The sequence below is a fragment of the Candidatus Eisenbacteria bacterium genome, assembly GCA_030017955.1.
Taxonomy (GTDB): domain Bacteria; phylum Eisenbacteria; class RBG-16-71-46; order JASEGR01; family JASEGR01; genus JASEGR01.
The window spans coordinates 1-22374 of sequence record JASEGR010000018.1 but is presented as its reverse complement, the minus strand read 5'-3'; the positions used below and the strand labels follow the sequence as shown (position 1 = coordinate 22374).

Here is a 22374-nt window from a genome sequence, read left to right as displayed (position 1 = left end):
GGCAATGGTCTGTTACATCCATCCAAAGAACGTAGTAGCAGAGAAGGGAATCTGTAGTCGGTGTGCGTCCTGTAAGCATCCTCGTTTATGGCAGAATGAGGAGGACTTTCGGAAGAGTACCTTTAAGTGCAATGACTGTTACCATACGTTTGGAACGATTCCGAAAGAGACGGAAGAAACCTGGGTACTCTGGCCAGATGAGGAGAAAGGGGTGGTATGGGTCGAACACGAGAAGCTGAAGGAACAGCTTAAGGATCAGGAGCCAATGAGTACCTGCTTAGAGTGTAGTGCTTCCTTCATTGCTCAACGGAAGACGGCTCGATTCTGTTCTTCAAAGTGTCGGGTAGCCGCAGCGAGGACGCATGACCAAACTGGGTAAGATACGGGGAAGTAAGATCTACTCGCTGAACTTCCAGGCCAGGATCGAGGGAGTTCGCTTTGGTGGGAGAATGAAGAAGACGACCTTTCTCAAGAAGGTGAGGGGGTTTCTTAAGGAGAAACCACGATGTAGCGGTCTCTGTACGATCGAGTTCCAGCATGATGTGAAGAATGAGTTTGAGTTCCACTCCTTGTCTGAGTTCCACCGTCTCTTCACGATGTTTACAGCCAAACCCGAGATTCTCTACGGATTAGGAGGCCCATGGGCGCAGTAGCCAAGCGATACACTCGGACACGAGCGACCGTGCTGCAACGAGTCGCTGAAGGGAAGTCTCTCAAGGAAGCAATCAAGGGAACGACCGTGAAGGATCGTGGAACGGCTTCTCGATGGGTGAGAGACTACTTCCATGAAGTCCAGGAGCGACGGACGGCCTACTTGGCTCAAATCGAGCAGTCTGAGGGAGTTGACTTGCGTCACCGAGCGAAGGTATTGGCCGAAGCGGTGGCGGCAACGAAACTAGAGGGGGAGGACTACGTTCCCGACCACAAGATTCGCTTAGAGACCGTCAAGTACATCGACCGGCTTGGGAAACTCGTTGAGGGTGATGAGGAGAAGACCATCAATGCGATCCAGATTAACATTGCCGGTGTTGATTCTAAGTCTTGGGAATCGTGGACATGACGAAATTCTGTGTTGTATGTTCAAGTGAACTTCGTACATATCCCTCGAAAGTAGGTGATTGCCCAATGCCCTCGCAGAGTCCTCTCGATCGAATACATAAGAAAACCCCGAAGTTTGAGTTGAAGCCGAGTGAACGTCAACTTGAGTTTTTCGGTGCAACGGAAAGATTCGTACTCTACGGGGGCGCTTAGGCCAAGGGGGGTGGGAAGTCATGGAGCTTACGTTGGAAGCAGATTCTCCGCCGCTTGAAACACGCAAAGTCCCGAGGACTTCTCCTTCGTCGAACTCACCCAGAGTTACGAAGAACGCATATCGATAAACTTCTTCAGGAAATCCCGAAATCTTGGGGTGTCCGATTTGCTCGTCAGGAAAATACCTTCAACTTTCCGAATGGATCTGTCTTAGAACTTGGCGCCTGTCAGTACGAATCTGATGCTTACTCGTACGCTGGAACTGAGTACGATGATATTGCCATTGACGAAGCAACGCAGTTTTGTCTTCACCCTAATACTGAAGTTCTCACTGAACACGGATGGCAGAAAATTAGTACGCTTAAATCAGGTATAAAGACTGCAACGCTCTCACCGTCATACCAAATTGAGTACCATCCGATCTCTGAGGTTCACGACTTTCCTTCTCGAAGTGGTCTCTTTGAGCTGTACCAACGCAAAGGGATTGCCTTTTCTGTCACACCAAATCACCGGATGGTGATTGAAAAACAGAAAGGTGGTGAGTGGTCGTTCTGTCGGGCTGATTCACTTTCCTCGTTTTCGTGGCACGTCCGAAGCGGAGTCTGGGAGGGGGTAGAGCACGATTCGTATGATTTTTCTCCAGTATCAGGGAGAGGGATCGGGGAAAATCAGAATAGCATTCAGTCAATCCCAGTCGATGATTGGCTTGAGTTCTTGGGATGGTATCTATCGGAGGGCTGTGCATTTACTCGAACGAATGGATCGTCAGGGCGTATTTCGATTCGACAAACAAAGGATCAGCCCTCATTGAGATCGCTCTTTGAGCGATTGCCTTGGCGATGGTCGTACCGAACTGAAGGCTCGTATCTTATTTACAGTCGTCAACTCTACGAAGAACTGAAACCTATGGGTGATACGTACCAGAAACGTATTCCTCGATGGATATTTGGCCTCAGCCGTCGTCAGCTCAAGATATTCTGGGATGCGTTCATGGCCGGAGATGGGTATCGGACGAGGAGTGGTGGTTGGTCTATTGGTCTTGCAAATGAGGGACTGCGTGATGATCTACAAATCATTGCCATTCATCTTGGATACGTAGCAACTGCTGGTTATGCCCTCGCCAATGGTAAGTACCCAGTATATCGACTGAGCGTGAGCCGCCGAAGTCGTCTATCTGTTGAAGTACGACGTTCTGATATTCGCCACGTTCCATACCGAGGATCGGTTTGGTGTATTGTCGTTGAGCCTCACCACGCATTCTTCGCTCGGTACAAGGGTCGCGTATTCGTTACAGGAAATACTCGGTTTCAGTTTGACATTCTTCGCTCTTGTATCCGAACTATCAACCCCAAGGTGAAAACCCAGATGTTCTTAGGGGCAAACCCTGGGGGTGTTGGTCATATGTGGGTGAAGGGGGAGTTCATTGACCAAGCCAAGGAGGACCACCGATTTGTCCCAGCCAAGGTCTACGACAACCCGGTCATCATGCAGGCGAACCCAGAATATGTAAAAATCCTTGAGGATCTCCCCGAACAGCAACGCAAGGCCTTCCTTGACGGTGACTGGAATATCTTTGAAGGTCAGGCATTCCCCGAGTGGGGCATGGGGGAACGCTACATTGTTGATAGCTTCGACTACCCCATTGACCAATGTCGTCGAGTCGTTGGTTTCGACTGGGGATACAACGATCCTGGTTGTGCCGTTTGGGTTGCTTTCGCTCCAACCGGCCATGCTTTCGTCTACCGGGAACTTTACCAATCCAAGAAAGATCCTGAAGAGTGGGCAAGAGAGTTAGCTCGGATCTTAGAACATGAATCCGTTCAAGGTTTCGTTCTCCCTCATGACTGTTACTCAAAGCAGGGAGGCTGGGATTCTGTGGCTGAAACATTCCAACGTTTTAACATTCGGCCCTTAGTCCGTGGTAATACGCTCTCTCGGGGAATGCGCCACCAGCGTAAAGCCATTCTCCATCGGTACCTAGCCAATCATGCTGACGAGAGTCCGTACCTTCTCTTCAGTAAAGAGATTCGTAATGGTGCTCGTACCATCCCTTCCTTAATATATAGTGAGACTGATCTCGAAGATTTGGATTCCTCTGGAGAAGATCACTTCTACGATGCTTTAACCCTTGCCCTCGTTTCCTTTGGTCAGCAAGATCCGTCTGGATCAACTGGTATTTCAATTCGTCATCAAGGAGTTCCACTCAATCCAACTTGGTCAATCAATGAGGATGGTGATCCGCTCTTTCCCAGCATTGCTCAGTTTGTTGATGCTTCGGTCCGACGTGCTATTCGGAATAGACGTGATATTCAAAATAAGTGATATGCTATGAGCATGATGACAACCTCAATTCCTGTTCATAAACCGCCAATCTCTATATGGCTCACTCGAATTGAGGAGCCTCAGTTGAAGCGGTTCCACTGTTCCTTATGTGGAAAGACTGTGTTTGAATACTACGATGACATCCGGGTTATGTTACCTGGAGAAAACACCACCATTTCAGCTTCAGCAGAACTCCCGATTGTCATCCAATGCAAGGGAGTGATTACCCAGAAACGGGGGATGGATCACTTTGGGCGACCTATCATTGACAAGATTGGTATTTGTCAGGCTCGTTACTACGTGAGGTAAGCTCTCTCTCTATAGAAGGACGGTATGGAAGACACGCTTGGTATCATTCCTCAGCCCATGGATGCAGAAGAAGAGCAGAAGGAGCAGCTTGTCTCCGATGCGGGATCATTTGCTATTCCCATCGAGGACGATGATCTCGTTCGACTTATTAATGGGAAGACTGCTGAGGCCGATCGTCACATTAAGAAGCTCAAATTGGTTGAGAGACGCAAGATCAATGAAGAATTTTGGCGTGGCGATCAAATCAACGAAGGCGATCTTGAGGATCATGAATTAGCCTATGTGGATAACATTATTTTTCAGGATACTGAGACCAGAATTTCGATTGCATCGGGCAGAGTCCCGGATATTTTGACTGGAACGACCTCAGAATCATTAAAAAGTCGAGAAAATGCTCGGAAAGTCCAGAAAGTCCTCAATACCAAGCTCAAAAACGATGAAATTCGTCGTTTGGTGAAGCATGGACTCCGCCACAACCATCTGTACTTCCAGGGAGCGGTCAAAGCCTTCTGGGACAAGAATCGGGGAGAGCATGGAGACTTTGGCTTCAAGATCGTTCATCCCTACCGGATGTTGGTTGATCCAACCGCCGTCATTCCTGAAACTGGTTTCACTGCCGATGAGATGGAGTTCATCATTGAGTGGTGCGATGAACCGTTAGCAGTCGTTTTGAAGAAGTTTCCTGGGAAACGGAATGAAATCCTCGGTCAAGCAAAGAAGAATGGTCAAAATCCGACTGATTTGGCCTCGAAGATTCGCTACCAGGAAGTTTGGTTCAGTTTCTACGGCCGCGATGGGAAATTGATTGAAGGGGTGTCCTGGAAGTACCAAAATATCATCTTAGATAAGATGAAGAACCCTTATTATGATTGGGAAGGGGCAACCCGCGTTCTGGATGTCCCAACGGTCAATGAAATGGGAGAGCAAACTGCCATTGAACCTTTTTATCGAAATCACTTTGAGAGACCGCGAAAACCATACATTTTCTTCTCTCATGTCACGCTTGGGAATGGACCAATCGACGCCACAAGCCCTGTTGAGCAGTCAATCCCACTCCAGAAGGCTGTGAATCGTCGTGGGATGCAGATTACTGAAATTGCCGACTATGCTGTACCGAGGTTGATCTTCTCTGGTCGTTACATTGAAAAATCTGAAGTGACTCGTCTTTCTAGTGATCCAAAAGAGTATATTTGGCTTAAAACTGCTGAAAAAGTTGGTGATGCTGTCACGCAAATTGTTGGGCAACCACCAAACCCGATTCTTTTTCAAGATTTAATTGGAAATCGAGGCCAAATTGACTCAAAGTTTGCGACTCATGGGACAACTCGTGGTGAGGTTCGAGCTGAGAGTAGTGGTGTTAGCAAACAAGTCACTCGTGAAGGCGATCTGACGATGGCTGACGATATTTCTGCCACGGTTGTTGATCGAGTTGTCAGAGAGATGGCAAACTGGGCGACCCAGTTGATGAAACTCAACTATAAGAAGGCTCACTACGTTCGTGAACTGGGCAAAGAAGGTGAAATTATTGACGTGGAGATGCAGCGAGACATGATAGAAGATGGACTCATAGTGACGGTAGATGCTTCTTCGACTGACAAGCAGACCCGACGTTCTGACGCACTTCAGATGGCCAATGCACAGATCATTGATCCATTTACTCTCTACGAAGAAATGGGTGTGGATAACCCTAAAGAACGCGCTCGTCGTCTCCTTGCCTTCAAAAGGGGTGAACTCGATCAATTCCAGTCTTACGAAGCCTCATTGGAGCTGACTGATACTGATGGGACACAGACAGCTGAGAAAGATATTCAAACGATTACGGTGACTGGTCAGATTCCGACACCGAAAAGAGTCGATGAAGAGTATCTCCAGACTTTCTTCCGATTCGTTAATTCACCGGCCTTTGACCAGCAACCGCCGGAAATGAAGCAGGCTGTTCAATCGTATATTGCCGGATTGAGAGATGTTGCTTCGAGAATCAATCTTGGTGCACCACAGCAAGGAGGTCAGAATGCCACTGCCGTATACTAAGAATATAGGGAAGACGATGCGAGTTTTGAAGAAAGAGAAGCCGGGAATGTCTCGCAAGCAGAAGGTGGCCATCTCGTTATCACAAGCTCGGAAGGCTGGAGCCCGGATTCCTCCACGGCCAGATATGAAGTCAATGATGAGAAAACGGATGGAAGAACGATCTCACGAATAGTAATCCCAAAGAGGAGTTCTTATGGCGAAAGGTAAAGGTGCTCAACCAGTGGATGATCCATCGGTGGTAGATTTTGGGGTTGTGGAAAAACCAATGGATGAGGAACAGACAGAAACACAGCCGGCTGTTGATGAACAGCCAAAGGATGAGTCTGACGATCGTTATGCCAAGATGGAAAAAACTCTATCTGAGCTGCAAGAATTAGTGAAAAGTCAGTCCGAACAGTTCTCTACCTTCAGTGAAAAATTCTCTCAGCCGGATGAGACATTACCAGTTGACACGCCAGTTGACACGCCAGTTGACACAACTGATATTCCGAAGACGTGGGAAGAGTTAGATGAACGAACAAAAAAGTTGGCATCTAAGCAGTACGAGGAACTTCGTCATCAAGAGTTTACCGTCAAAGAACAGTCCGAGAAAGAACAGAAGGCGGTTCAAAAGCAGGTTGATGACCATCTCGACTCTCAACTTTCTCAGTTAGAGTCATCAGGAATTATTCCCAAGGTTGTCTCTGATGCTGCTGATGATGCTGGTCGGGTTACTCGTCGAAAACTTCTCACCTATGCACTCTCACTTGAAACATCCAATCTTGTGGCTGTGGCTGATTCATTCAACCGAACAAAAGAAGCTGGCTACGACTGGGACTACGTTGGTCGGAAGTGGGTCAAATCTGATGCCGAGCATGAAGGAGCCTCAGCTCCTGTGAACCAAGGGATGATTGGCAATCGAGGTCGAAGCGGTCCATCATATACAGAGTTACATGAAAAGAATCTCGATCAGCTTATCGAAGACTATCGCTGAGTAGATTTGACAACCAGAAAAGTTGATTTACACTCAATGTGTACAGAGACTCACGAGAAGTCCGTTGTGGCTTCTCGTGTTTTTTATTCATTCATCATAAAGTTGGAGGTAGTATGACATTCAGTGCTCGGGTAACGGCACTCACTCAGGATGTGATCTTGCCGAAGGTTGTGGATTCTGTGCTTGGATCGAATGTACTGGTGGCTCGGTTGATGGGAAATGCGAAGAAATGGAAGGGTGAGACACTTCGCATCCCGGTGAAGGTCTCAAACTCTGGGACAGCAAGTTCATTCGCTGGTCTGGATACGTTCACTGCTGCGGTCTTTGATACCAAGCAGCGGCTCTCGTTTGACGTGCGTGGTGTGCGCCAACCAATCGCTCTCTCTGGTATGGAAGTCGCGGTGAACAAGATCACTGAATCTCAGGTGATTGACATGGTGAAGGAAGCCTTTGAGGAAGGACAGCAAGAGCTGATTGATGAAATCGGCGATCAGGTCTACGGCGATGGAACGGGGAACACGAATAAAGACCTGCTTGGTCTTGGAGCGGCTGTCGATGATGGCACGGATGTTGTTACCTATGGTGGTCTCTCACGAACAACCTTTCCCGTGCTGAATGCAACTCGAACTGCCTCTGGTGGAACATTGACGTTGGCTCGACTTGCAACGCTCTACTCGGCAGTTTCCAGCGGGAGCATGAGTGGGACGACTCCAACGATTATCATCTCGAATGAGACGGTCTTTGATCTTTATGAGCAGCTTCTGACTCCAACCCTCCGACACAGCTACCAGGAGACTGGTATGCCACTCGTCGGTATGAAGGGTGGCCTCACGACCCGAGAAGGTCTGGTTGGGAAGCATGGTTTTGTGGCTCTTTCGTACAAGGGTATCCCATGGGTTCGAGATGAGAAGTCAACGGCTCAGACAGTTTGGATGCTCAATGAGAACTATCTGCACTGGTACGGTGTTGATGTGAAGGGAACCTTTGGCTACAACTCAGTCTCTCTCTCAAGCGGGACCATCGATGGTGTCTATGATAAGGCTCCAATGGACAACTTCAGTGGCTTTGGATGGAGTGGTTTCCGAGCCCCGACCAATCAGTTTGGTGGAATCGGCGATCTGATTCTCATGGGCAATATCGTTTCTGGTCAACCACGACGACATGGCCGGTTGACTGGTGTAACCACTGTGTAACTACTGCTTACTTTACTAACTAGCCCTATTAGGAGGCTTCAATGAAACTGGAATCAACTGCAGTCATCATGGATGGTGACGCATTCTACACTCGGACTGAGGCCGAACCGACGCACAATTTTGGTGAAACGGTCCGTCTGGCCGATGGACGAGAGTTTCGGTACGTTAAGGCAGGTGCAGCTGCTCTTGCAGCGGGCAAACTGTCAACTGCTCCAGTCCCGATTGCTAACCATGTCAACATGGCCTGTGCGGCGGCTACGGCCGGTACGTTTCTAGTCACCGTGACTCCAGGTGCAACTGGTGGCGCGGCGAACATCTATGCGGAAGGGTATCTCTGCATCAATGATGTTGATGGCGAAGGTCAGACGTACAAGATCAAGAGTCACCCAGCGATTACCGCTTCAGTGGCTTTCACAGTGACACTCTTTGATCCGATTGCGACGGCACTGACGGCAAACTCTGAAGCGACTCTGGTTCACAACAGCTACAACGGGGTTGTAGAGGGTGTTAGCACTACAGTGAAACCTGCTGGTGTTCCACTCATTGCGATCGCCATTGGTGACTTTGGATGGGTTCAGACAAAAGGTATCGCATCGGTTCTTTCTCAGGGGACGACTTCACAGGCTGCACCGCTCATGGCTGGTTCAGTCGCTGGATCAGTGACGGATCAGACCGATGTAACTGCTCCGATTACTCAGTATTGGGTTGGTCGAGCACTTATCAATGGTGTGGATACTGAATACCGACCCGTCTATCTCGACATCGCCTAATTCCGTCGTAATCAATGAAAGGCAGATATTATGGTATTAAAACTCTCTGACTACGATCCGGCCGTTAAGCAAGGGGCCAGTCTTGATATAGTGGTCGATCTGACCGACATGGTCGATCAGAATGGTAACGAACTCATTGAATGGGATGGGACGGCTTCAGCGGTCAACTATCTTCGCTTGACTAACTCGGCGACTGGCGATCCAGTCATTCTTTCGGCTCAAGGCGATGACACGAATGTTGGTCTTGATCTCGACCCGAAAGGGACGGGAGCTCTGCGGATTCTTTCAGGTGCGACGACTGGTAATTCTCTCGATATTGTCAGTACGGCCCTCACCACTGGCAAGGGCATTGACTTATCTGACCTTGATGCAGTGACGACTGGGAAAGCGATTCACGTCGATGCGACTGGGATAACCCATACAAGTGGTATTCTCGTTCACCTCGACTCAGCTGGAACAGTCATCACTGGTGCGGGTCGTGTCTTTCTCTCTGATCACACGGGCGTAACCACGACATCTGGAACTCTCAACGAATTTAAGACAGCTGCCAACGATGAGAGTATTCTTCTCGCCCTGACAGCGGCTTCACTCACGACGGGAACGGCTTTGGACTTTGGTGCGGTTGAGGGGCTGACGACTGGTGTTGGGCTCAGGATGGCCCACACGACTTCGGTGATCGCTGATACAGGATCGCTTGTTCGCCTCTCTTCGTCTTCGGTTGACACGGGTGGTGCGACGAACGGAACGATCTTGGATATTGGCTCAACTGGTCAGTTAGCTGGGACAGTTGTACGGATGGGAAACATCCTGACGACTGGGACGGCTATGAGCATTATTGGTACTGGCATTATGACCACGACAGGAAATCTTCTGACTCTGACGGGAAATAGTGCCACCACCGCCGCTGGTCTACTTCGTGTCAACGCCAATGGTCTCACTTCAGGTATCGGTGCGGTGATTAGTTCTTCAGCGACGGCAATCACTGGCGCGGGCCGTTTACTCCGAGTCGATCACACTGGTGTAACGAGCACTTCTGGAATTATTGCTGAGATCGCCTCGGCGGCGAATGATGAAACAACGATCTTTAAGGTTACAGCTTCTGATCTGTTAGCTTCCGGTGTTGCTCTTGACATTTCAGCAGTAGCCATGACAACGGGTAAGGGCATTGATATGTCCGATCTGGATGCCATTACCACCGGAAAGGCGATCCATGTGGATGCCACAGGCATCACGCACACGTCGGGTGTTCTTGTTCACTTGGACTCGGCAGGGACAGTCATTACTGGAGCAGGTCGAATCTTCTACTCGGATCACACGGGAGCAACGACCACCTCTGGCACGCTCAATGAGTTTAGAACTTCTGCGAATGATGAAACGGTTTTGCTGAAGCTGAGCGCGACCTCTCTCACCTCTGGGATTGGACTGGATGCAACTGGCTTTGATGGCTTAACAACCGGTGTTGGTGTCAGTCTTTCTTCGGGTGCAACAGCGATTACTGGTGCTGGGAGAATGCTCTATGTCAACCATAGTGGCTCTACATCAACATCGGGCGTATTAAGCGAGTTTGTCTCGAACGCGAGTGATGAAACGGTCGTTTTGCGTGTAAATGGAACTGGTTTATTGGCAGCGGGAGTTGTCCTCGATGTTTCCGGCGTGGCAATGACGACAGGAACCGCGATTGATGCGAGTGATCTGAATGCTCTAACAACCGGGAAGGGTCTTTCTCTTGCCTCAACCTCATCGGCAATTACTTCTGCTAATCTTCTTGAAGTGACAACCACAGAAAGTGCGAATATCTTAGGAAATCGCAGCGCAGAATTGGTTGAGATCGCTTCTTCACGGACTGAATCTCGACTTGCAGGTACGACTGCTGATGACTACGATGTGCTTTCCCTAAAACGAACGAATGTAACAACTGGTGCCGGTGGCACGATGACCGCCGCTGGTGCAATCCTGAAGATTGAAAATGTTGCCACCCAGACGGCTGGGACGCTGACCGATACTGTCAAAGGTATTGAGATCGTCATGGATGTTGATGGGACTGCCGCAGGGATTGAACTGACCCACAATGCTGTGGGTGCGACAGCGATTGATATTGTTGGAACGGCGACGACCACAGGTAAAGGTGTTGATCTTTCAGACCTGAACGCTTTGACGAGCGGTATCGGTGTCCATCTGGCTTCGACGGCAACTGCTATTACGGGAGCAGGGAGACTCCTCTATTCGAATCACACGGGTCTGACAACCACTTCCGGCACACTAAACGAGTTCGCTTCATCGGCCAATGATGAGACGGTCGTCCTTAAATTGACAGCGGCGGCTCTTACAACTGGAACGGTGCTCGACGTAACTGGTCAGAATGGTTTGACCACTGGTAATGCGGTCGCTATCTCAGGAACCGGCACAGCCCTTACTTCCGGTGAGCTGCTCAACGTTGACTTCACCGCTTCTGGTTCTTCGATTGGTGCCAAAACTGGCAATGCCGCCTCAGTAGCTGTCAGTCTAACTGATACTCGAGTGGCCGGTACGACAGCTCACGACTACGATATGCTCTCGCTCATTCGGACTTCGGTCCAGAATGGCGCTGGTGGTACAACAACCTCGACGGGTTCTGTCCTGCGGATTGAGAATGTTGCGACGCAGACAGCCGGTACGCTTACCGATACAGCGATTGGTATCGAAGTGGTCATGGATGTGGATGGGACAGGTGATGGCATCGAGATTACCCAGAACGCAGTTGGCGCAATCGCTCTTGACCTTGTTGGAACAGCTCTGACGACTGGGAAAGCTGTTGATGCGAGCGACCTGAATGCGCTTACAACTGGTATCGGCGTTCATCTTGCCTCCACTGCAACCGCGATAACTGGTGCAGGACGCTTACTATACAGCAATCATACTGGTCTAACTACTACCTCGGGGACACTTAATGAATTTGCGACTTCGGCTAACGACGAGACGGTACTTCTTGGTCTGACTGCTGCCGCTCTTTCGACTGGTACGGTTTTGGACTTTGGTACGACTGCTGGACTGACAACAGGCATTGGCCTCAATATGGCGCATACCACCTCGGTTATTGCCGATGGTGGCTCTCTAGTTCGGGTTACTTCGTCTTCGGTAGATACTGGTGGAGCCACAAATGGTGTCCTCCTTGACCTTCGATCAAGCGGTTCAACGGCTGGAACACTTGTTCGTCTCGACAACATTCTGACAACTGGTACCGGTATGCTTATTTCTGGAACTGGTGTTATGGCCACGACTGGTAATCTACTCACCCTAACTGCGAATAGCGCAACAACAGCGGCTGGGTTACTGAGAGTCAATGGCAACGGTTTGACCTCGGGTATCGGGGTAGTTATTTCTTCTTCTGCAACCGCTATCACCGGTGCCGGTCGGCTCTTACGGGTTGATCACACGGGTGTTACTTCACCGACAGGTATTATTGCCGAAGTTGCCTCAGCTTCTGCAGACGGAGCAGTTGTCTTTAAGGCAACAGCTTCTGGAGCGATTACAGGCATTGTCTCTCAAGCGAGTGGCTTGGCAACTGTGACCGGTGTTGTTAATGAAGCTCGGGCAACAGCCGCTACTCTAACCACGGGTCGCTACTACTCGGCGCATGACGCAGCCGGTGAAGTTTTCGGCGTCGGCGCGAATGGCCACATTCACTCAACGGTCGGAGCAACTGCTCCGACGATCGCAGTTACGACTGCTAACGGTATTACCGCGGCCGCTATTACCGCGGGTGGATCGGATACTTGTGGGGTGATTACGACAACAGGTACTTCGACGGGTGCAACAGTCCTTGATGTGACATTCAATAAGACATACACGACTGCGCCAAAAGCTGTAATTCTGATGCCGACGAATGCTGCGGCTTCCATGCCAAATACCGCATTCTACGTCAGTGCGACATCGGCAACGACATTTACTATTACTGTCGCAGGGGGTGGTACGTATGCGGCGACACCAAGCTGGCGGTATCTGGTTGTAGCGTAAATCTGTACTTCGGGATGTGAGCAGCTAGGCATCCACAGAGCAACGAGCTTTGCTTCTACCGGGTGCCTAGCACTTACCACCTGAGTAAGCTACAGTGGAACCATCATGCTTCGTGACCCAAACTTCCATCCATACACCGCTCTTGATTCCTTCAGTGTTGCCAAGGCAACTCCCGCTGTGTTCAATGGGGGTACGGCCAATGCTCGGGGTGATGATGGTGGAACGAGTGATCCTCTAACGCTCTTTACGGTCACAGGCGAGGTATTGGTCCGTATTTTTGGCGTGTGCACAACCGATCTTGTCTCGGCTGGCGCCGGGACGCTCTCAGTCGGCATTGCCAATAACACCGCTATCTTGATTGCTTTAACGACCGCAACCGATATTGATGCCGGAGAAATCTGGTTTGATGCAACGCCGAGTGTCGGTGATACGCTCGCCAACCTTCCGGGGTCATTCATCATCGTGAACGGCGCAGACATTATCGAAACTGTTGGGACGGCAGATATTACCGCCGGACAGATTTACTACATTTGCCTCTGGCGTGCTCTTTCAGGTGATGGTAATGTGGTCAATGTATAACCAGTATTTGAGAGGCCCGAAGGAGGCCCAATGGAACAATCTGATGGCCATCAGCTCGATACCATTGTCGTAGCGAACATTGACTTGGACTGTGAGATCATAGACCCAGAGATGGGGTACAACCACAAGGATTACTTCGAGGTTCGGTACGAGAAGAATCCTTACCGGATTAAACCTGGCGAGACACGGCGACTACCTCGGTTTGTTGCCAATCACTACGCGAAACACCTCACAGACCATATCCTTTCCATTAAAGGGATAAAAGAAAAGAATGACTTTGTGATCCGGGATGATCGTGAGCGAGATCGAGTGATGGGGGAGATTCTTCTACGAGTAGAAGACCATTTTATGGAAGATCTCCGCTCTGATGCAGATAAGGCATCCCAGACAGTCAATAAGCTCAACCCAGGGCTTCCGAGCGGAGATGACTTGAATTCAATGCCACTTGAGTTACGATACAAGCGGAATGAACTCTTCAAGATTGCGAAAGGTAAAGGACTAAAGTTAACCGGCGGCGAGACGAAGAAAGAGCTTGCTGCCATCATCCAGGAGGTCTAATGACGAAGTTTACATTCTCTAAGGAAGAGCAGGAATTTCTCAGCATTCGCAATGCAGCGAATGAGTTGCTGGCGGTTCAATCACAGGCACTGAATGATGTGATCCAAAGTTACATCGTGCAAAAAGTTATCCCCAGGCTTGGGATTGATATGGAGAAGAGCAACCTTTCATACAACATCGCTAAGAATGAACTGACGGTAGACGATAAGCCAGCGGAAGAAACGAAGACAGAAGAACCATCGGCAGAATCTCCAGAGGTAGCTACGGATGGAGAGCCCGAAACCAACTGAGATACCACTCGCGGCACTTCGATCGGTTACGCAAGAGTTACTCACCCGCCGCCAGCATCTGAGCAAGGAGATCGCTGATCTGAGTCAGAGGAAGCGGTCACTGACAGATGAGGTTGCTGCCCTTGAATCACGCAAGACGCTGTTAGATCAGCGTCTTGTTGATGAGCAGTATCTACTTTCTAAGCAGGAACGGGCAACGAGAGAGGCCTCTCGATCAGCCAAAACCTTCGTCGAGATTCAGCGGGAAGCTCTCAAAGAGGCAACTGCCGCACACCAACTGTCCAAGGAGACTCGTCAATCACTCAGTCAGTTTGCCCAGGCTGAATTAGAGAAAGTACGGGCAGAACGATCTCAATCAGAAGAGGTGACATCCAAGAGAGATCAAGCCCTGATGATTCGGGAACAGTCAGTGGAGGAAGAGCGCCAGAATCTCTTTAGTCAACTATCTCTCCTGGAAGCAGAGCGTGATGAGGTCTCACGATCCTTCATTGATGCACTGCAGCAGTCGCATGAGATTGAGGAACGGGAACAGTCCTTGCAGGAGATAGAGAAGGAATTGGCAAGGAAAGCATCAACGATTGCTGAATTGACTGCGAAAGCCGAAGCATCCTCGATTGAGGCCCAACGCCTCTTTGCGTCATCTCAACAGAAGGAACAAGCGGCAGTTGCCGCACACAATCGGTATCAATCTTTGGTACTCAAGCTTAAGAACTCTGTCACTGATACGCTGACTTCGGCGAAGATGATCCGCCAGAGTGGGCAAGGTTCCTTGGGTGATGCGAAACGACTCTACCAAGAAGCAATGGCAGCCTTCGCCTCAGCGAAGATCATTGAGCAGGAAGCGCACGGACAACGACAGCAGTACCAGGAGAAAAATCATCGGGTAGACCAAGCTATAGCGCAAGAACTCCTCAAGATTCGCAAGGAATACGCTGTCCTCTTGCTGGAGTCAGAACAGAGATTAGTCGCTGCCAAGAAGCTCGAACGTGAGATGCGCATCAAGGAGAAGGCATCTCGAAAGACGAGAGCAGATGCTTCTGGAGTTATTTATGACCGACTAATCAAGGAACGGGGCAAGATCGAGGCTGACTGGGAGAAGCTGAGGAATCAGGAAATCCAGGTAGCCGAGAAGCGTCTGTATGCCGATCAGGCAGCCAGAGCGGTGGATGATGAGAGAACGATAGTGGTAGAAGAACAAATACTGCTCAAGGATCAACGTGCATTCTACGAACAGTCATCGAAGGATGTTGAGGGCAAACAAACGCTTCTTGCCCGCCGCCTCCAGGATGTCGATTCGACGTTGGCAGCTCTTTCATCGAAGAAGTCATCGGTTGAGGAACTTGAACAAACGAGGAAAGCACTCGTTGATGCCATGACTCAAGAACATGCAGGGCTCAAGGATGATCGTCGCAAGCTCTTAGCTCGGAGTGCTTCTGTCATTGAGGATCATCGTCTTCTGGTCCATGAGATTGGTCAACGAGAAAGGGAGGTCGAGGCAAGGCGGCGGGCCACTGACATTCGGAAACTCACACTCGATCTTCGTGAGAAGCGTCTCGCTGATCGTGAACAAACCCTCAAGCAAGCATTCGCTGAGGCTCGTCAAAAAAACCTATTGTAGTGATATACTCTTAGTAAGAAGTCCATAGAGGCTCCCGAACTATTCGTGAGCCTTTTTGACAGGAGATAGATCGTGGCCCAGGCAAGACGCGATAGCAATTACGTTACAACCCTGTTGGCAGTCACCAATGACGCCAACCTAACTCCGACTAATCTTGTTGTTGATCCGACGACAAGTCGTCTTCTTGTAAGTAGTACCGGCACCATTTCAGCGGTTACTGAGTTGACTGGTAGCGGCACGATTACTGCTCTTGATGGTGCGGTCACACTCAATACTGGTGGATATGGTGCAGTCGGTATTCAGGTGACGGGGACGTGGGTCGCAACATTGGCCTTTGAATGTACCATTGACGGCACGAATTATCAGGCGCTCGATGTCTTCCCGACGAATGGCGCTACATCGGTCCAATCGACTACTTCAAATGGTCAATTTCATGGCCATGTCGGCGGTATTCAGTCGATTCGGGTTCGGGCGAGTGCTTTCACCAGTGGGACGGCTACCATCAGTCTTCACTCTGATATTGCGGGTGGCCCAACGACGAAAGCAGTAGCTGGCGCTGTTGGAGGTGGTGGTACCTCCATGACCGATGATTCCGGCTTCACGGTCGGAACGACCGGTATTACTCCGGCTGCTGGAACCTATCGAACTGTCCGAGACGCGGTTGACGATAATGATGCTGGCGCATTTGCCATGACAGAGAAACGGGCAATCCTCGCAGCCCTGGAAACTTCCAATGCCGATTCCGTTATGGACGATACCTTAGACGCTATTAAGGTGATCCAGACTGTCCCATCTGCTTCAACCTATGCCTACACCAGATTTGCCGATCTCGGAGCCAATGCCACAGCGAATGTGAAAAGTTCCGCCGGCAATGTTTTTTCCCTGTGGTGCCAGAATGAAAACACCGCTGACAGGTTTATCCAACTGCACAATACGGCAACTACGCCGGCAGGCGGAGCGACGCCTCTTTATACTTTCCTTATCTCAGGCGGGGATCAGATCGTGATCGGGACTGACTTCTTTGGCCCAGCTGGTGCGAATTTCTCGACGGGTATTGCCTTCGGGGTGTCAACCGTCAAGGACAGTTTTACGGCTGCCACAGCATCAGAACAGTCCACCGTTATCATGTTCAAATGAGGCAATTATGTATCAGATTAAACCACTAATTGATTTCCCAGGATATTTCGTTACTACCGATGGTAAGGTTTTTTCTTCACGTTCTCTCAACGGTAGAGCACCATTCATAGTAAGTGAGAAACGTCAACTTCGTCCGAGTGCTCATAGGTACCACAGGGTCCTTTTGATGAGAAGTGGGAAAAGACACAATATCCCAGTGCATCGCTTAGTAGCGATGACCTTTATAGAGAATCCTCAGAATCTTCCCTACGTCTGTCACATCAACGGAGACCCATTCGATAATAGAGTAGAGAATCTTCGCTGGGGAATGCCGAAAGAGAATTCCCTTGATATGGTTCATCATGGACATTCATTGAAGGGAGAGAAACATCCCAATGCGAAAATGCGAGAATCCGACGTAAGATCAATTCGTCAGGGATTATTCTCGGGAATTGCCGGAAGAGAATTAGCCAAAAGGTTTGGCGTTCAACCTTCGGCGATCAGTAAGATTAGGGTCGGCCGAAGTTGGAGCTTTGTATGAGTGTAGTTTTTCCTAAACGAGTTAAGACTTTTGCCAAGAACGGTTCAACCGGTCTCTCTGGTGACGTTACAATTTCCGAGGGGACCAACATAACTCTGACCCAAACCGGTCAGGATATTGCCATTGCTGCGACTGGAACTGGCGTTGCAACGACAGAACCGTTCGTGACAATAGGCAATACAGCTGGTCTCTCCGCTGAGCGGGCATTAACTGGTACTGCGAATCAAGTTACCGTCACCGACAACGGGGCCAATTCGACGGTTGTGCTCTCAACGCCACAGGACATCCACACAGCAGCTACTCCTCAATTCGGAAGACTTGGTTTAGGAGCGGCTGCTGATGCAAGTATCCCATTGGAGATTACCTCGACAACCGCCGGATCAGTGATTGATGATATTTCTCTCGTCAATGTTGGGGGTAGTACCAACGGATCGGGGACCGCTATCGTCTTCAATTCGTTCGATTCAGGAGCAACTCCAACTGCAAGAGTTTCTAACGTTCGCGGTACTGACAATAATTACTCATTGAGATTTGGTAATTTTTCTGGAGCTGGGATCACTGAGCAGATGAGAGTAATAGGGACTGGTCTCGTAGGGATTATGACTACTGCCCCTGACCGTGCTCTCGAAATCAATCATGCGACCGGCCTTAACCTTCGGCTCACTTACAACGATAGTGACGGAAGTGCAGTCAACTATGCCGATTTGACTACATCCTCATCTGGTGATTTGACGATAGACCCTTCTGGCGATGATGTGTTCTTTGCAGGGCGAGCTTCACCTTCGACAAATGATGGCTTTGCTCTCGGTGTTGCTTCAACTGCTGAATGGTCCGATCTGTTCCTCGCTTCTGGTGGAGTGATCAATTTTGCCAATAGCAATCTCACCCTGACTCATTCGTCTGGCGTCCTCACGATGACTGGGCAACTGGCTCATGCCGTCGGAGCTTTGACGACACCCAGTCTAACATTCGCAGGTGATACCAATACCGGCTTTTGGCAAGTTGTGGCAGGTACTTGTTCTTTCTCCAGTGATGGATTATTGCGTTGGACGGCGGCAGCAAACTCAGCTTTCGGTCCAGCTCAGACCCTACGTTGTGACGATTCATTTGGCATCGGCTGGTCAACTGATCCAAATAGTGTTGCTGATGAGTTCATCCTCTATCGAAGTGCAGCAGATACCCTCCGACTTGAATCAGTCGGTACAGTCTTCTTTGATGGGAACTTCGGCGTCGGGGCTTCACCGTCTAACGTATTCCATTTCCAGGCCGGTGATAACGCCACCGTTGGCATTGTTAAAATCAACACCGCTCAAGCGAATATCACGGCTGCTGATGTCTTTATTGACTTTCAAAGTTCCACTGGATCGGAAGGATCAATCGCGGGAACGGCTGTTCTGGGAGTCCTTGCTTACAACACCTTCACGGGTTCCCACTGGAGCCAGTGCGATGCCATTCAAAAAACGCAGATTGAGACTGTCTCACGGAAGACTGTTACGAGACGGGTAGACAAAGAAGACGGCTCAGGTGAACGAGAGGATCGGGAGTTCATCGTTGAGACGCCAGTTAAGGTCTACACAAGTACCTTGGAACCTGGAACTGTTCTTGTTTCCACTGATGAAATGGCAAGCTGGCCAGATGAAGTAACTAATCATCTCCCGAAGTGTGCCATCTCATCGAAGAAGGAAGATAAAGCGGTCTACGGTGTTTTTGGCGGACATGATCGTGATGGCGACATCCTTGTGCTCTCACTTGGTTCAGGGATTGTGCTTGTGACGAATGAGGGCGGGCCAATCTCGATTGGAGATTTCCTCTGTACTTCCAATACCCCAGGTTATGCAATGCGGTATGACGGCAACGATATGCGGGTGGTTTTAGGAAAGGCTCGACAATCATTGAATGATAAGCAAGGTAAGATCGCCTGCTCGTATTACGCAGGCTGAGGAGAAGTAGTGGCCAAGAGCACTACCCACTGGATTGGGAATGACACCTACGATGCCGCTACGAGGCTTAATTCGACGACAGTTGCGCTCAATTCTACGACAGTAACATTGATCGGGTATGCTGCTGGAACTCATTTCTTTGATTCGAAGAACGAAACGGACTATTCGGTACCTAGCAAGAATGTAACGGACTATACACTAATCACAAAATCTGCGACTGATTGGACTTTAATTTAGCCTAGAGAATTCTCCAAATAACTCTTTTGCTCTTCTCGAGTAGATCAAAAATGCCTCTTCTCGTGTATCGGCATATCCAAGATTATAACTTCGTCCATCAATCTGTATCTTTGCACACCACTTTCTTGTTTCTCTAAACCAAGAAACTCCTTTATAGCCAGAGGTATTGTCAGCTCGTTTCTTAGCGTTCATCATATTCTGAGAACGAGTAGCAACCCGTAGATTCCTGCGTTGATTATCGAGCTTGTTGCCATTAACATGGTCAGTATCGTGACCTCGTGGTGTCTGTAATATCATTCGATGCATGGGAATTGTTGCTGGATTCCCCTTATAGACACTTCTTACCGCATAGCCACATTGGCTGTAATGCCACTTCCATTGGCTTAACCACTCAAAATCCTCACCATCAACAAGAGAGAACTGATCTCTGGTAAGTAGGATTCTCTTCATACAAATACCCATCTCCCAAATACCCATCTCCGCAAAAAGATGGGTATAGGCGACTAGCGTGTTTGCGGTCACGACAATCGTCAAAGAAAGATAGTGTATCATAAGTTCAAAGGAGTCAACTTGTCCACACTTTACCCTGGCGCACTCGATGCTCTCGCTGATCCAGCTGCTGCTGACGTACTTGGTACCGCAGCTGGTGGGATTGGTGTGGCTGCGGTGATGACGAATCTCAATGATGCCGTTGAGGCGATTGAGACAAAACTTGGGACTGGATCATCCACGGCAATCTCTGGGACTGTGCTTCGAGGAACTGGTGCCGGTGCCTCAGCCTTTGGAGCAATTACCAATGCCGATCTACCGACGGCGATTAGTGGGAAAACCTATGATGGCCTGACTATTACAACGACAACGGGGACACTCACGCTCACGAACTCGAAGACACTCTCAGTCAGTAATACTCTGACTTTTGATGGTACGGATGGGACAACTTTCACCTTCCCATCAACGACGGGGACGGTTGTAACCCTTGCTGCTACACAGACACTCACGAACAAAACGCTCACTGCTCCCGTCATCGCCTCGATTACAAACACTAGCCATATCACGTTGACACCAGGGGCGAGTAGTTTTGTGAAGATTGCCGCTCTCATTGATGAGAACACCGCAACGAGCTATCAGAGTAACACAGTCATTCTGACAGGATGGGGCCGGGTCGATACTCCGGGCAGCCCCGCAGTGTTCATGTCAGAAACAGTTACCTTTGGTATCACATTCTCAACCACACCATTCGTGGTTATTAGTGCTACTGGTGGACGATCCTCAACTGCAACTCCCGCAACAGCGTATACTGAGAATGTCTTTGCGACAGCCAGTAGTATCGGAACCACATCATTTGTTGCTACAGTTCAGAGAGGTGACGCAACCAATCTCCAAGCGAGTATCCAATATGCTTATCAGTGGGTTGCCATCGGCCAGCTAAACTGAGGAGGTTATACGCTAACCTTTGATGATTTTCAGACAACCTGCCAAGACCTTACGAATGATGCTTCGTCGGGTTCCTTAACGTTCTTCAAGAGATTAGGAAACGTCGGCTATCATTACGTTCTAACCGAGTTAGACCGTCCGGTTATTGAACTGACTCGAACTGCTAACACCGTCGCATCTCGGCAGTACTACCAACTTCCACCAGACTATCTCTACCTTCGCTCGGTCACGATTACCGTTGGAGGCATTGCCTACCCTGTCCCAGAGATTGAGGATCAAGAGACCTGGGACATCCTCAATAGCACAACGAGTCAAACCTCTGAGTATCCCGATGGCTTCTTCATCCGTCCTGGATTCGGCGTTTCAGGAGCTGAAATTGGATTCTATCCGACGCCGACATCGAACAATCGCACAATTACGATTGCCTATGCCGCCAACGACAAGGATATGTCGATTGATGCCTACACGACGGGAACGGTATTGGTTACGAATGGATCAGCGACAGTAACTGGGACAGGAACAACCTTCACAGCCGCGATGGTTGGGCGATACTTCAAGGTCAACACCGAGCCAACTTGGTACCGGATTGCTTCATTCACTTCAACAACTGTCGTCGTGCTTGAGAACGTCTACGAGGGAGCAACGGCAACGGGAGCAGCCTACACCATTGCTGAAGCCTTTGGACTACCCGAGGATCTCCAGATTCTCCCTGTCTACTACGCTGTCTGGCATTACTTTAGCTCTAAGCGAGATGAGCGGGCGAAGAAGGAATATGAAGACCTCTTTATGAAGCAGCTCGAACTAGGCAAGATTCGTCACGCAACCAAGACCTCTGGATCAGTGGCCAGACCACGCAACCGATTCAGTCGGTTCAAGCGAGCAACCCCAGGGTACTTCCCAACGAGTGCAACCTAAGCTTCGGTGATCCTATGGCGCGTAAGATTCTTCGACAACGTAGCTTTTTCGGGGGCATTTCTGAAGCTGAGAAGGAAGGCTTGAGAGGAGCTTCCTCATTCTTAGAGAAGCTCAATATCTTTGGTGATCCTGGCCAGGTGACTATCCAGCCAACAACAGCGAAGGTGAGTGGGACGGTGGTGGTTGATCTTGTCAAATGGATGGTCATGGGGACGCCTCACGATACAAACCTCTGGGCCTACGGAGATGGGGGGAGGATTTACAAGGCGACGACAGGAGGATCGGGGACTTGGACGGTTGAGCG

The 22374-nt window shown here is 49.6% G+C and carries 18 protein-coding genes; 17 read left to right on the top strand and 1 reads right to left on the bottom strand.

What is annotated here, in order from left to right:
- The first annotated feature begins 362 nt into the window (after nt 1–362).
- The 14 genes from QME66_04225 to QME66_04160 all read left to right on the top strand — a co-directional run bounded on the left by QME66_04225 (nt 363) and on the right by QME66_04160 (nt 19484).
- Nucleotides 363–653 carry a hypothetical protein gene (locus QME66_04225; protein MDI6808176.1) on the top strand — a complete coding sequence of 97 codons (291 nt, stop codon included), beginning with the start codon at nt 363–365 and terminating at the stop codon, nt 651–653.
- The gene (locus tag QME66_04220) at nt 641–1060 is read left to right on the top strand and encodes a hypothetical protein (protein MDI6808175.1); all 420 of its coding nucleotides are present in this window, start codon (nt 641–643) and stop codon (nt 1058–1060) included. Before QME66_04225 ends, QME66_04220 begins: the two co-directional genes overlap by 13 nt.
- Before the next feature lie 245 nt (nt 1061–1305).
- Entirely contained in the window at nt 1306–3573 is a 2268-nt protein-coding gene (locus tag QME66_04215) for a hypothetical protein (GenBank protein MDI6808174.1), read from the top strand.
- Nucleotides 3574–3906: 333 nt separating this feature from the next.
- Nucleotides 3907–5913, top strand: a complete 2007-nt coding sequence (locus QME66_04210) for a hypothetical protein (GenBank protein MDI6808173.1) — start codon at nt 3907–3909, stop codon at nt 5911–5913.
- A gap of 193 nt (nt 5914–6106) precedes the next feature.
- Entirely contained in the window at nt 6107–6886 is a 780-nt protein-coding gene (locus tag QME66_04205; GenBank protein ID MDI6808172.1) for a hypothetical protein, read from the top strand.
- A 113-nt stretch (nt 6887–6999) separates the two neighbouring features.
- Nucleotides 7000–8079: a phage major capsid protein gene (locus QME66_04200; GenBank protein MDI6808171.1), complete on the top strand. Its 1080-nt coding sequence runs from the start codon at nt 7000–7002 to the stop codon at nt 8077–8079.
- A gap of 41 nt (nt 8080–8120) precedes the next feature.
- Nucleotides 8121–8849 (top strand): hypothetical protein, encoded by a 729-nt coding sequence (locus QME66_04195; protein ID MDI6808170.1) that lies wholly within the window; start codon nt 8121–8123, stop codon nt 8847–8849.
- 177 nt (nt 8850–9026) lie between these two features.
- Nucleotides 9027–12842 (top strand): hypothetical protein, encoded by a 3816-nt coding sequence (locus QME66_04190; protein ID MDI6808169.1) that lies wholly within the window; start codon nt 9027–9029, stop codon nt 12840–12842.
- Nucleotides 12843–12947: 105 nt separating this feature from the next.
- Nucleotides 12948–13421 (top strand): hypothetical protein, encoded by a 474-nt coding sequence (locus QME66_04185; protein ID MDI6808168.1) that lies wholly within the window; start codon nt 12948–12950, stop codon nt 13419–13421.
- Between the two features lie 30 nt (nt 13422–13451).
- Nucleotides 13452–13979 carry a hypothetical protein gene (locus QME66_04180; protein MDI6808167.1) on the top strand — a complete coding sequence of 176 codons (528 nt, stop codon included), beginning with the start codon at nt 13452–13454 and terminating at the stop codon, nt 13977–13979.
- Entirely contained in the window at nt 13979–14269 is a 291-nt protein-coding gene (locus QME66_04175) for a hypothetical protein (protein MDI6808166.1), read from the top strand. Before QME66_04180 ends, QME66_04175 begins: the two co-directional genes overlap by 1 nt.
- Nucleotides 14247–15887, top strand: coding sequence for a hypothetical protein (locus QME66_04170; protein ID MDI6808165.1), 1641 nt, complete (start codon nt 14247–14249; stop codon nt 15885–15887). The genes QME66_04175 and QME66_04170 overlap by 23 nt, the downstream gene beginning before the upstream one ends.
- A 72-nt stretch (nt 15888–15959) precedes the next feature.
- Entirely contained in the window at nt 15960–17024 is a 1065-nt protein-coding gene (locus QME66_04165; GenBank protein ID MDI6808164.1) for a hypothetical protein, read from the top strand.
- Between the two features lie 516 nt (nt 17025–17540).
- The gene (locus QME66_04160; protein ID MDI6808163.1) at nt 17541–19484 is read left to right on the top strand and encodes a hypothetical protein; all 1944 of its coding nucleotides are present in this window, start codon (nt 17541–17543) and stop codon (nt 19482–19484) included.
- A gap of 228 nt (nt 19485–19712) precedes the next feature.
- Here the strand turns inward: QME66_04160 and QME66_04155 are convergent, their stop codons facing one another.
- Complete coding sequence (locus tag QME66_04155; GenBank protein MDI6808162.1) at nt 19713–20171, bottom strand: HNH endonuclease; 459 nt, start codon at nt 20169–20171, stop codon at nt 19713–19715.
- 120 nt (nt 20172–20291) lie between these two features.
- Between QME66_04155 and QME66_04150 the strand changes: the two genes are divergently transcribed.
- The 3 genes from QME66_04150 to QME66_04140 form a co-directional block, all read left to right on the top strand.
- Complete coding sequence (locus QME66_04150; protein MDI6808161.1) at nt 20292–21155, top strand: hypothetical protein; 864 nt, start codon at nt 20292–20294, stop codon at nt 21153–21155.
- A gap of 447 nt (nt 21156–21602) precedes the next feature.
- On the top strand, nt 21603–22070 hold the full coding sequence (locus tag QME66_04145) for a hypothetical protein (GenBank protein MDI6808160.1): 468 nt from the start codon (nt 21603–21605) through the stop codon (nt 22068–22070).
- A 14-nt stretch (nt 22071–22084) separates the two neighbouring features.
- Nucleotides 22085–22374: hypothetical protein (locus QME66_04140; GenBank protein MDI6808159.1), on the top strand; the 290-nt coding region annotated here is incomplete at its 3' end.